The following is a 12173-nucleotide window of genomic DNA, read 5'->3' on the forward strand; positions in this document are numbered from 1 at the left end:
TGATTTTGTGTAATAAAAGGGTTTGCCGGTCGTGAAGGGGCGGCCGCGACGAAGACAGCCACGCCCGGTTGGCGCGGACAGTGGCGCCTAATGGAGGAGTGCGTTCATGCCCCGGTTTCCGGTGACAGCGCTGCGCAGCGTCGATCTCGGCACGCCGGATCTGGATCGCTCCGTGAGGTTCTATTGCGACGTCTGGGGCCTTTCGCTCGTCACATGGGCGGCCGGCGTCGTTTATCTCCGCGCGACCGGCAGCGACCATCATGTCCTGGCCCTCTATCAGAGCGAGCTGCCGGAGCTTGGCTCCGTGACGTTTCGCGTGGCGAGCGCCGATGATCTTGCGTCCGTAGCTGCCAATGCGGTTGCCGAAGGCGCCCGGCTGATCCGCGAACCCGCGCCCAACGACGCGCCCGATGGCGGTGTGGTGATGGCCATTCGCGCGCCGGAAGGCGGCATCCTGCGTTTCGTTCGCGGCGACATCAGTCACGCGCCGGAGCGACTGCCAAGCGACCGGCCCGAGCGGCTGGCCCACGTCAATCTCAACAGCACGGATGTCGATCGCTCCGCCGCCTTCTACGAGCGAGCGCTCGGTTTTCAGCTCACGGATCGCTCAAAGGCGATGGCGTTCGTCCGCTGCAACAGCGATCACCATGCGGTCGTGATCGCCGACGCCAAAGTCAACGGACTCAATCACGTTGCCTTCCTGATGCCGAGCCTGGAGGCGGTGATGCGCGGCTCGGGGCGGATGATCGACGCGGGCTTTCCGATTGCCTGGGGCGTCGGCCGCCATGGCCCCGGTGACAACGTCTTCGCCTACTTCATCGATCCCGTGGGGACGGTGATCGAATACACCGCCGAGGTGCTCCAGGTGGACGATAGCTATGTCGTACGTGGTCCGGATCAGTGGGTCTGGCCGCCGGGCCGTACCGATCAATGGGGCATCGCGCCGCCCAAGGCTGACCACGTCAAATCCGCGCAACTGTCCGTCCGCTACGCCGCACCGTGACCGCGACGATCCGTCACCACGCAAACGAGGTATCGAGGTCAGTGTCCGGTTCGATCAGCGCGAACGAGTACCAGGTTGCCGTCGTCGGCTTCGGCCCGTCAGGCGCGGTCGCGGCCAACCTGCTGGGCGCGCAAGGTATCCGGACCCTGGCTGTCGACCGTGACCGTGTAGTCTACGACAAGCCGCGCGCGATCGCGCTCGATCATGAGATCCTGCGCCTGTTCGACAATCTCGGCATTGCCGGGCAACTCGCTCCGCATATCGCACCGTTTCCCGCGTCGGAGCATTTCGGCGCGCGCGGCCAGTTGATCCGGCGCATCGACATGGTGAGCGAGCCATATCCCCTCGGTTACACCCCGACCATGGTGTTCACCCAGCCGCCGGTCGAGGAGATCTTGCGCGCGCATGCGCGATCCTATCCCTCGGTGGTCATCGAACTCGGCACCGAGCTCCGGCGGCTCGAGCAGACGCCTGAGGGCGTCACGCTCGAGCTCTACGGCGACGGCGGCACGCGCAACGTCACCGCGGACTATGTGATAGCTTGCGACGGTGCGTCGAGCACCGTTCGCCGCCAACTCGGTATCGGCTTTGACGATCTCGTCTTCGATGAGCCCTGGCTGGTGGTCGACCTCCGTGTCAACGAGGCGGGGATCGCAAAGCTGCCGCGCACGGCAGCACAGTTCTGCGATCCTGCGCGGCCGACCACCTATATCGTCGGACCCGGCTCGCATCGGCGCTTCGAGATCATGCTGCTGCCGGATGAGGATCCGCGCGCGATGGAGCAGCCCGAGCAGGTCTGGCGGCTGCTGACGCGCTGGCTCACGCCTGACGATGCGACGCTGTGGCGGGCGGCGAGCTATCGCTTTCATGCCCTCGTCGCCAGCAAATGGCGCGAGGGGCGCGTCTTCCTCGCCGGAGACGCCGCCCACCAGCAGCCACCATTCATCGGACAGGGCATGTGCCAGGGCGTTCGCGACGTCGCCAATCTGGTGTGGAAGCTTGCGTGCGTGTTAGGCGGAGAGTCAGGCGCGGCGCTGCTCGATACCTATCAGGAGGAACGTAGCGCTCACGTCCGCGAGCTGACGACGCGCATCAAGGCGATTGGCCACGTCATCTGCGAGCGCGATCCGGAGGCCGCCGCCGCACGCGATCTGCGCATTCTCGCCGAAGGCGGCGGCGTGCCGCGCACCATCACCCGTCAGGAGATCGTGCCGTCGCTCAGCTGCGGCCTGCGCGCCGAGGTGCCGCATGCCGCCAACGGCACGCTGTTTCCCCAGCCTTGGATACTGACCTCAGGCGGCCGGCAGTTGCTCGATGCGGCGTGCGGCGCCGGTTGGCGGCTCGTGCTGAGTGGCGACAGCGCCATGGCACGGTCATGCGCGATCGCGGCACGCGCTGCGGAGATGGGCTTGCGCCTGATCGCCCTCGCGAGGGCGGACCACGATGCGAGGCCGGACCTGCTGCGAGAGGAAAGCGGCGTGGTGACGGACTGGTTCGTGCGCCAGGCCTGTGCGGCCGCGATCATACGCCCCGATCATTACGTCTACGGCGTTGCGGCAGACGAAGCTGGCCTGGCGGCGATGCTGTCCGATCTCGCGGCGCGACTTCAATGAAAACAACAACGACAAAATGCAACAGGGGGAAATCATGCCATCACCGGAGAGCTTGACGACGGGACCCACGGTGCCTGCGCGCGCCTACGCGGTTCTCGTCATGTTGTTTCTGTTCCAGACCATCAATTTCTTCGACAAGCTGGTGTTCGGCCTCTCGGCGGTGCCGATGATGAAGGAGCTCTCTCTCAGCCCGAAGGAATTCGGCCTGATTGGCAGCAGCTTCTTTCTGCTGTTCTCGCTCTCGGGGATGGCGGTCGGACTGTTTGTCGTCGGCCGCTTTCCCGTGAAGTGGATCTTGATGCTGCTCGCGGCTATCTGGTCGGCGACGCAGCTTCCGGTGTTCTTCTCGAGCTCCGTCATGGTGCTGGTCGTCTGCCGAATCCTGCTCGGCGCGGGCGAGGGGCCCGGCCTGCCGACGGCCTTGCACGCCTGCTACAACTGGTTTCCGGCCGACAAGCGTAGCGTCCCGAGCGCGGTGGTCCTGCAGGGCATCAGCATCGGACTCTTGGCCGGCGGCCCCCTGCTGACCTATGTGATCCTCGGTCACGGCTGGCGCACGGGCTTTCTGGTCTGCGGCCTGCTCGGCATCGCCTGGATGATTGCCTGGAGCGTCATTGGCGGCGAGGGACCCTACGCGGCGGCGAGCGCAAGCCAGGATTCGCCTGCGGCCTCGCCGAACGTGCCGGCGCGGGTGCTGTGGTGCGATCCGACGGTGATCGGCGTCATCATCATGTCGACCATGTCGTACTGGATCGTCGGCATCTCCGCGACATGGCTGCCGCCATTCCTCCAGCTTGGACTCGGCTACAAGCCGACCGATGTCGGCTGGATCATTTCGGCCATCTACCTGTTCCAGTCGCCGCTGCTGCTCAGCGGCTCCTGGGTCACGCAAGTCCTTCAGCGTCGGGGCTGGAGCCTGCGCGCGTGTCTCGGCAACGCCTCGGGACTGGCGCTGCTGATCGCGGGCTGTGCGTTGCTGCTCAGCATCGTCACTTCGGGCGCGCTCCAGCTCGCCTGCGTGGCGATCGCCTTCGCCGCGCCAAGCCTGACCACGATCTTCGGCCCGGTGGCGCTCGGCGCCGTCGCGCCGGCGGCCCAGCGCGGCCGGCTGATCGTCGTGATCTATTCGGGCAATGCGGCGTCGGCCCTGTTTTCGAATGCGCTGACCGGATGGATCGTGGGCGCGGCGGGCAGCAACAGCGCGCTCGGCTTTGCTCACGCCATGACATTCACTGCCGGCGTTCTCATCATCGGTGCAGTTGCCGCGTTTGCACTCATCTTCCCGGAGCGGACCATCGCGCGTTTTGCGAAGACCTCATCGCCATCATCTTCAGCTACCATCCTTCCCGCCACGTCGACCTGATCGGCCCATCTCAAGGACACCACATGAAGTTCGCAAGCTTTGAAATCGACAATGCCGCCTCCTGGGGCCTGGTGGAGGGCGACAGCGTGGCAGATCTCGGCGGCCGCTACCCCGACTTGAAATCGGCGATCGCGGCTGGCGGCCTGGCCGAGGCAGCCAAGTCCGCCGCCGGCACAAAACGCCATCCGCTGGCGAAGATCAAATTCCTGCCGGTGATCCCGAACCCTGACAAGATCCTCTGCATCGGCCTGAACTATGAGAACCACCGCAAGGAGACCGGCCGCTCCGAGGTCGAGAATCCCACCGTGTTCGGGCGCTTCGCCAACAGCCAGACCGGCCATCTCACCGACATCATCCGCCCGAAGGTCTCGACCCATCTCGACTTCGAGGGCGAGCTCGCGATCATCATCGGCAAACCCGGCCGCTACATCAAGAAGAGCGAGGCGTGGGGCCACATCGCTGGCTACGCCTGCTACAACGAGGGCAGCGTGCGCGACTATCAGCGCCACACCCACCAGTTCACGCCGGGCAAGAATTTTCCATCGACCGGTGGCTTCGGCCCGTATCTGGTCACGCCCGACGAGGTCGGCAATGTCGGTCCGCTGCGTTTGCAGACCCGACTCAACGGCGAGGTCGTGCAGGACACGACCATCGACCAGATGATCTTCGATATCCCGCGCCAGATCGAATATTGCTCGCAGTTCACCCGGCTCGAACCGGGCGACGTCATCGCCACTGGCACGCCGGGCGGCGTCGGCTCGCGGCGTACCCCGCCGCTGTGGATGAAAGCCGGCGATGTCGTCGAGGTCGAGATCGACAAGGTCGGGCTGCTTCGCAATGGGATTGCCGACGAAGCCTGATCGCTCTGCGTGAGCCTGTTGTCATGGAACGCCGGCGCGGATGTCGCCGCGAGCAGGGAACCGTTGGACGGCGACGGTGCCTCCGCACCGGAACGATTCACATGGGTTAATCATTAGAAGAGGGCGGCAGGACGCGGAGTCCTTAGGAATGGGTATGCTCGATCCCGGTCGGTTTCTGGTGTCATGCTCGCATTGCGAGGCATGGCCGATGGCGGCCAATGTCAAACGTTCGAGCTGGTCGGCGCAGCCGCACGAAGTCAGCTTCGTGTGCCCGCGCTGTCGCCGCGAGGAAACCGCCATCATCTCCGCCTCCGGCGAGCTCACGCCCATCAAGCGGATCGACGCTCCGCCGAGTGGCGTCGCCACGGCCTGGGCTCAGGCCCAGCGCCTCAGAGGGCGAGCCTAGCCAGCTTGCGGAACCGGGCCCGGCGTCGGGCGTTTCTGCCTGACAGCAACCCATTGAGACCGGGCGCATGATCAGCGAACATTTCGACACCCGCACACGGATCAACATGAAGTTGGCGCTGGACCGGGTCTGCCGCCATCGTCCGGCGGGTGAGGACCATCACTTCCGTCGCTCCGTTGCCGAAAACATCATCCGCTGCGCGCTGACGGGCCGCACCGGCATCGGACAGCTTGTCGATGCGGGCGAGCGCGCGATGATCAAGACGCGCTCCGGGCGCGCGCCGGCCTGAGGGCCCGAGGCAATCGATCGCTGGCTGTGCTAGGATCATCGCCATGAGCGTGGTGATCATGGGGTGCGCGACAGCTTGAGCAAAGAGGTTCATTGGCGCGACGATATCGCCTCGCTGGTGTTTGCCGTCGCCGGACATGGCGCGATCTGCGCCGTGCACCGGGGCGCCTTCCGGACATTGCTCGGCGCGGAGCCGACGCCCGAGGCCTGCCTCGGCTATTTCCGCCGGTTCGAGCCCGCCTTTCGCGCGGCCGCGGACGCCAAGATCGCCCGCAGGGACATTTTGCCCGGGACAAGCCTGCATCTTACCAGTCGCGACATCGCCCGGAAGCTGCTAGAAGACGCGCAAATCGCCAATGGAGAATAGACCATGAGCCAGTCCCAGCTCGCCAGCGCCCAGACCTCGGCCCAGATCGCGCTTCCGGTCGCCGCAGGGCAGGTGGGACGGCTGTCGCAGGCTCTGATGGCCATGGTGCTCGGCGTGTTCGTCATCGGCATGGTCGGCTTCTCCCATATCGACGTCGTCCACAACGCCGCCCACGACGTGCGCCATTCGAACGCGTTCCCCTGCCACTAGAAGGCATGAGCACGTTTCGCGCGATCGTCTTCGCGTCGGTCATCTCGGGTTTCGTCGTCGGTCTCCTCGTTACCGTCGTTCAGCAGTTCGGCACCGTCCCCCTGATCCTGAAGGCCGAGGTCTTCGAGAAGGCGGCGGAAGCGCATCAGCACGAGGCGCCGGCCACCCCGCAGCCGGCCGCGGCGGGGCATGACCATGCCGCTCACGATCACGGCGACCATGATCATGGCGCCGGCGACCACGATCATGGCGGCGCCTGGGAGCCGCGCGACGGTTTCGAGCGCAACGCCTACACCGCCGCCGCCAACGTGCTGACCGCGATCGGCTTCGCGCTGCTTCTGGCCGGCTTCTTCGTCGTGCGCGGCGGCGCGACCGGGGCGAGCGTGTCCTGGCACGAGGGCCTGCTCTGGGGCCTGGCGGGCTTTGCCGTCTTCACCCTCGCGCCGGGCCTCGGCCTGCCGCCGGAGCTGCCGGGCGTGCCCTCGGCGCCGCTGCTGTCGCGGCAGATCTGGTGGCTCGCCGCCGTGCTGGCGACGGCGGGAGGGCTCGCTTTGATCGTCTTCCGCCCCTCGGTGCCGGCGGCGATATCAGGCGTGATCCTGCTGACCCTGCCGCATCTGATCGGCGCGCCGGAACTTGCCAATGTCGAGACCAACGTGCCGTCGTCGCTGTCGCACCAGTTCGTCACCGCGGCGACGGTGACGAGCCTGGTGTTCTGGACCCTGCTGGGCGGCCTGACCAGCGCGGTGTTCGCGCATTTCGATCGCGGCACGGCGCAGCGCGCTTAAGCACCCTTGCAACCCGTCGCGGACGTCAGTCCGTCGGTCACGTCATCAATTCGTGCAGGCCTGTCCAGCCGGTATAGAGGCCGACAAAGACGATCAAGGCCGCCGAGACATAGGGCGCGCGGTGGGCGTAGCGGCTGAAGCCGCCCCAATGGCGCTCGACGTGGCGCAGGCTGAGTGCGGCAAGAACGCCTGCCGACACCATGGTGATCGCGAGCCCGATGCCGAAGGACAGCACCAGGATGAAGCCGAGGCTGAACTGCTTCAGTTGAAGGCAGAGCAGTAGCACCGTGATCGCGGCGGGGCAGGGGATCAGCCCGCCGGTGAGGCCGAACAGGACGATCTGCGTCGTGGTGACGGTGCGCCCCGCAAAGCGCTTGCGGATGTCGGCGGCATGGGCGCGTGCGTGCGCGTCGTCCTCGTCGCCAAGATCGATGTGGCCGTGATCGTGCTCGTGCTCGTGTTCCTCAAACAGCAGTTCGGTCGCCGCGCCGGCGAGGGTGATGCGGGCCTTGAACGCGTGCGGCTCGGGAATCTCCTCGACGCTTTCGAGGTATCCGTCCCGCGCAGCGAAGGCGAAGGTCTGCTCCGAGCCGTCCTCGCGGATCGTGGTCACCCTGATGTCGCCGGCAGCGGGAAGCGCGTCCTTTTCGCTCCGGATCCGCCAGCGCGGCGGCACGCCGTCTTCGAACACCTCCAGCAGCAGAGCGAAGCCGGCGAGCGAGACGGATTGCGGCTCGTCGTGGTGGTGATGATGATCATGATTGTGGTTCTGGTCCCGCCAGGTACGCCAGACCATCCAGCCGGCGATGCCGACGATGATCGCGGCGGAGACCAGTTGCAGCCAGGCCTCGCTGCGTTCGCCTGACAATTCCCGGCCGAAATACAGGCCTGTGAGCGCGACCGCCCAGACAATAGCGGTATGAGAGATGGTCGCCGACAGGCCCAGCAGCACCGCCTGGAACACGGTGCCTCGCACGGCGATGATGAACGCGGCCATCATCGTCTTGGAATGCCCGGGCTCGAGACCATGCAGCGCGCCCAGAAGGATGGCGCTGGGCACGAACAGCCACGCGTTTGCGCTGCTCTGTTGGAGCAGGTGAGACAGGTCGGTCATCTCTTCACTTCAAATAGGTTCGGACGACGTCGATGAGGTCGGCGGCGCCCTTGGCTTTCTCGGGATCCTTCTCGTGCGCGGGATCCACGACATGATGGCGGATGTGGTCTTCCAGGAGCTCGGTGGTGAGACCGCTGATCGCGCCTTTCACCGACGCCACCAGCATCAGCACATCGGCGCAGCCGATCTCCGACTCCAGCGCGCGTTCGACGGCCTCGAGCTGACCCTTGATGCGCCGGACGCGGCCGATGAGCTTCGACTTGTGCTTGATGGTGTGCGACATCAGGGTAAGATAGGGGGGTACCCTATATGAGTCAATGTGCGCTCGTTTGGCGAACGCCGACTCGGTTGCGATCCTCGTGCATGCACCGTAACTCTGGTCGCGCGCCTCGTGACATGAAATCAGACATTGCGAGATGTCATCTTCGCGAGGGTATCACTGTAAGCGAACCCGTGTCTTCCCGGTAACGATTGTGCTGTCAGAGCAACACTCGCAGCGGATTTAACCCTCATTACCGGTCGTTCGCAGCGGCGCCGCTTTTTGGCCACACCCGAACATGAATAAAATCACTCGAATGTTTCAGGGGCCGGGCTGGTCCCTTGCACGCGGCAGGAAACTCCAAGGTCGATTCAAATCTTGGTTCTGATCTTCCTGAACTGACAAGGGTTAGCCGGGAAACTGGACAAATTGGACCAAGGAAACTGGTCGCGATGGACGCCAAGGCCAACATCAAGCAGAGGCTGCCGAGCCGTCACGTGACGGAAGGTCCTGCGCGTGCGCCCCATCGCTCCTACTTCTACGCCATGGGTCTGACCACTGAGCAGATCCATCAGCCCTTCGTCGGCGTCGCATCGTGCTGGAATGAAGCCGCGCCCTGCAACATCGCCCTGATGCGTCAGGCGCAGGCGGTGAAGAAGGGCGTCGCCTCTGCCGGCGGCACGCCGCGCGAATTCTGCACCATCACGGTCACCGACGGCATCGCCATGGGTCATGACGGCATGCGCTCCTCGCTGCCGTCGCGCGAATGCATCGCCGATTCCGTCGAGTTGACCGTTCGCGGCCACGCCTATGATGCCCTCGTTGGGCTCGCCGGCTGCGACAAGTCGCTGCCGGGCATGATGATGGCGATGCTGCGCCTCAACGTGCCCTCCATCTTCATCTATGGCGGCTCGATCCTCCCCGGCAATTTCCGCGGGCAGCAGGTCACCGTGCAGGACATGTTCGAGGCCGTCGGCAAGCACTCGGTCGGCGCCATGTCGGACGAGGACCTCGACGAGATCGAGCGCGTGGCGTGCCCCTCGGCGGGCGCTTGTGGTGCGCAGTTCACCGCCAACACCATGGCGACGGTGTCCGAGGCCATTGGCCTTGCGCTGCCTTACTCGGCCGGTGCTCCGGCACCGTATGAGATCCGCGACGCCTTCTGCATGACCGCGGGCGAGAAGGTGATGGACCTGATCGCGTCGAATCTCCGGCCGCGCGACATCGTCACCCGCAAGGCGCTTGAGAATGCCGCGGCCGTTGTCGCGGCCTCGGGCGGCTCGACAAATGCTGCGCTGCACCTGCCGGCGATCGCGCATGAGGCCGGCATCAAGTTTGACTTATTCGACGTCGCCGAAATCTTCAAAAAGACACCTTATGTCGCGGATTTGAAGCCGGGTGGCCGTTATGTCGCCAAAGACATGTTTGAAGTAGGTGGCATACCGCTTCTGATGAAGACGCTGCTCGACAACGGATTTCTCCACGGCGACTGCATTACGGTCACCGGTCGAACGATCGCCGAAAACCTCAAAAGCGTGAAGTGGAATCCGCACCAGGACGTGGTGCACCCGGCAGACAAGCCCATCACCGTGACAGGCGGTGTGGTCGGTCTGAAGGGCAATTTGGCGCCAGAAGGTGCGATCGTGAAAGTCGCGGGAATGTCCAACCTCAGGTTTACCGGTCCGGCCAGGTGCTTCGACCGGGAGGAGGATGCTTTCGAGGCGGTCCAGAAGCGCACCTATCGCGAAGGCGAAGTCATTGTGATCCGCTACGAGGGCCCCAAGGGCGGCCCCGGCATGCGCGAGATGCTCCAGACCACCGCGGCGCTGACCGGCCAGGGCATGGGCGGCAAGATCGCGCTCATCACCGACGGCCGCTTCTCCGGCGCCACGCGCGGCTTCTGCATCGGCCATGTCGGCCCGGAGGCGGCGGTCGGCGGTCCCATCGGGCTGCTCGAGGACGGCGACATCATCGAGATCGATGCGGACGCCGGTACCCTTAACGTAAAATTGAGCGACGCTGAGCTGGCTCAGCGCAAGACCAAATGGAGCGCTCGCGCGACTAATCACACGTCGGGTGCGCTCTGGAAATATGCCCAACAGGTTGGACCAGCGGTCGGGGGGGCAGTGACCCATCCGGGCGGCGCGCACGAGAAACAGTGCTATGCGGACATCTAGGCGTGCCATCGTTGCGTTTGTGTTGGGGGCTACCGCGCTGGCCGCGCCGGCGCTCGCCTTCGACGGTGCGCCGGTCAATCCGAAGGATGCGACCATCCCGGTCGTGACCAGTCTGCCCGGTTCCGCGGGTGCGGTGCGAAAGTCGGCAGTCCCGGTGGCGCCCCAGGAAACTTCGCTCAGCGCCCTGCAATATGCCGCCGAGGGCGGTCATCCGATCGCGCAGTGGAAGCTCGGCCGCATGTACGCCAGCGGCGACGGTGTCGCCCAGGACGACGTGCGCGCCTTCGACTATTTCAACAAGATCGCCAATGCGCATGCCGAAGACAGCCCGTCGGCGCCGCAGGCGCAGGTCGTGGCCAATGCCTTCGTCGCGCTGGGCCGCTATTATCTCAACGGCATCCCGAACTCGAAGATCAAGGCCGATCCTGACCGGGCGCGGGAGATGTTCTCCTATGCCGCCTCTTATTTCGGGAACGCGGACGCGCAGTACGATCTCGCCCGGCTCTATCTGAAGACGCCGGACGCCTCGCGCGAGGATTTCCGCTACGGCGCGCGTTGGCTCGGCCTTGCCGCCCAGAAGGGGCAGCACGAAGCCCAGGCGCTGCTCGGACAGATGCTGTTCAACGGCGATCGCCTGCCGCGGCAGGCCGCGCGCGGCCTGATGTGGCTGACGCTGGCGCGTGACAGTGCCGGCACCGACGAGACCTGGATCAAGGAAAACTACAACCGCGCCTTCGCCAAGGCCTCCGACGACGACCGCGCCATGTGCCTGCAAATGCTGGAACAGTGGGTGCAGGGCCGGCACGAGTAATAACCACACTCAGTCATTCCGGGGCGGCTCGAAGAGCCGAGCCCGGAATCTCGAGATTCCGGGTTCGATGCTTTGCATCGCCCCGGAATGACGGGCACTGACGGTTACGCCGCCTCCAGATCCAGATCCGCCCAAACTGGCACGTGGTCCGACGGCTTCTCCCAGGCCCGCACATAGCTGTCGATGCCGACATTGGCGAGCTTATCGCTCGCCTGCGGTGACAACAGCAGATGGTCGATCCGCAGTCCCTGGTTCTTCTGCCAGGCCCCGGCCTGGTAATCCCAGAACGTGTAGAGACCAGGCTCGTCCGTGACGGCCCGCAGGGCGTCGGTCAGGCCGAGGCCGAGCAGGGATTGGAAACTCTCGCGCGTCTCGGTCTTGAACAGGGCGTCCTCGGTCCAAGCGGCGGGATTATGGACGTCGCGGGCATGCGGGATGACGTTGAAGTCGCCTGCGAGGATCAGCGGCTCCTCGGTCTTAAGACGCTCCTTCGAATACTCAAGAAGCCGCGACATCCATTTGAGCTTGTAGGGATATTTCTCGGTGCCGACGGGATTGCCGTTGGGCAGATAAAGGCAGGCGATGCGCATCACGCCCTGCTTGAGCGTCACCACGCCTTCGAGGAAACGGGCATGCGAGTCCTCGTCGTCGCCGGCGAGCCCCGACTTGGTCTCGTCGAATTTGAGCTTGGAGAGCAGGGCGACGCCGTTGAACGTCTTCTGCCCGTGGGTCACCACGTTGTAGCCGAGCGCTTCGATCTCCAGCCGGGGAAACGCCTCGTCGACGCATTTGATCTCCTGCAGGCAGGCGATGTCCGGCTGGCATTCCCTGAGCCACGTCATCAGGAGATCGATCCGCTGCCGGACCGAATTGACGTTCCAGGTGGCAACTCTGATGGGCATGGGCTGAGGCTC

General features: G+C 65.0%; 14 protein-coding genes. 11 read left to right on the forward strand and 3 right to left on the reverse strand.

Features of this window, described 5'->3' with window-relative positions; translation table 11 throughout:
- Positions 1–106 precede the first annotated feature (106 nt).
- The 9 genes from XH91_RS16950 (at position 107) to XH91_RS16990 (ending at position 6898) form a co-directional block, all read left to right on the forward strand.
- Positions 107–1003, forward strand: coding sequence for a VOC family protein (locus XH91_RS16950; RefSeq protein ID WP_128951629.1), 897 nt, complete (start codon positions 107–109; stop codon positions 1001–1003).
- A 41-nt stretch (positions 1004–1044) separates the two neighbouring features.
- Entirely contained in the window at positions 1045–2616 is a 1572-nt protein-coding gene (locus XH91_RS16955) for a bifunctional 3-(3-hydroxy-phenyl)propionate/3-hydroxycinnamic acid hydroxylase (protein WP_245470825.1), read from the forward strand.
- A 34-nt stretch (positions 2617–2650) separates the two neighbouring features.
- Entirely contained in the window at positions 2651–3979 is a 1329-nt protein-coding gene (locus tag XH91_RS16960) for an MFS transporter (RefSeq protein ID WP_128951630.1), read from the forward strand.
- Positions 3980–4002: 23 nt separating this feature from the next.
- Entirely contained in the window at positions 4003–4839 is an 837-nt protein-coding gene (locus XH91_RS16965) for a fumarylacetoacetate hydrolase family protein (RefSeq protein ID WP_128951631.1), read from the forward strand.
- 148 nt (positions 4840–4987) lie between these two features.
- On the forward strand, positions 4988–5245 hold the full coding sequence (locus tag XH91_RS38850; protein ID WP_128961616.1) for a hypothetical protein: 258 nt from the start codon (positions 4988–4990) through the stop codon (positions 5243–5245).
- A gap of 67 nt (positions 5246–5312) precedes the next feature.
- Positions 5313–5534 carry a hypothetical protein gene (locus tag XH91_RS16975; protein ID WP_128951632.1) on the forward strand — a complete coding sequence of 74 codons (222 nt, stop codon included), beginning with the start codon at positions 5313–5315 and terminating at the stop codon, positions 5532–5534.
- Positions 5535–5609: 75 nt separating this feature from the next.
- Positions 5610–5900, forward strand: coding sequence for a hypothetical protein (locus tag XH91_RS16980; RefSeq protein WP_128951633.1), 291 nt, complete (start codon positions 5610–5612; stop codon positions 5898–5900).
- 3 nt (positions 5901–5903) lie between these two features.
- A complete protein-coding gene (locus XH91_RS16985) occupies positions 5904–6110 on the forward strand; it encodes a CbtB domain-containing protein (protein WP_128951634.1) in 207 nt (68 codons plus the stop codon).
- Positions 6111–6115: 5 nt separating this feature from the next.
- A complete protein-coding gene (locus XH91_RS16990; RefSeq protein ID WP_128951635.1) occupies positions 6116–6898 on the forward strand; it encodes a CbtA family protein in 783 nt (260 codons plus the stop codon).
- Between the two features lie 37 nt (positions 6899–6935).
- On the opposite strand, the gene XH91_RS16995 is transcribed toward XH91_RS16990, so the two are convergent.
- Positions 6936–8012, reverse strand: a complete 1077-nt coding sequence (locus XH91_RS16995; protein WP_128951636.1) for a nickel/cobalt efflux transporter — start codon at positions 8010–8012, stop codon at positions 6936–6938.
- A 4-nt stretch (positions 8013–8016) separates the two neighbouring features.
- Positions 8017–8295 carry a metal/formaldehyde-sensitive transcriptional repressor gene (locus tag XH91_RS17000; RefSeq protein ID WP_063706516.1) on the reverse strand — a complete coding sequence of 93 codons (279 nt, stop codon included), beginning with the start codon at positions 8293–8295 and terminating at the stop codon, positions 8017–8019.
- Positions 8296–8723: 428 nt separating this feature from the next.
- Here XH91_RS17000 and ilvD point away from each other — a divergent pair, with 428 nt between their 5' ends.
- Both ilvD and XH91_RS17010 read left to right on the forward strand, forming a co-directional pair.
- Positions 8724–10448 carry a dihydroxy-acid dehydratase gene (gene ilvD / locus XH91_RS17005; RefSeq protein WP_128951637.1) on the forward strand — a complete coding sequence of 575 codons (1725 nt, stop codon included), beginning with the start codon at positions 8724–8726 and terminating at the stop codon, positions 10446–10448.
- Positions 10435–11259, forward strand: a complete 825-nt coding sequence (locus tag XH91_RS17010) for a tetratricopeptide repeat protein (RefSeq protein WP_128951638.1) — start codon at positions 10435–10437, stop codon at positions 11257–11259. The genes ilvD and XH91_RS17010 overlap by 14 nt, the downstream gene beginning before the upstream one ends.
- 104 nt (positions 11260–11363) lie before the next feature.
- Here the strand turns inward: XH91_RS17010 and xth are convergent, their stop codons facing one another.
- Positions 11364–12161: an exodeoxyribonuclease III gene (gene xth, locus XH91_RS17015; protein WP_128951639.1), complete on the reverse strand. Its 798-nt coding sequence runs from the start codon at positions 12159–12161 to the stop codon at positions 11364–11366.
- Between the last annotated feature and the right edge of the window lie 12 nt (positions 12162–12173).

The organism is Bradyrhizobium guangzhouense, assembly GCF_004114955.1.
GTDB lineage: Bacteria > Pseudomonadota > Alphaproteobacteria > Rhizobiales > Xanthobacteraceae > Bradyrhizobium > Bradyrhizobium guangzhouense.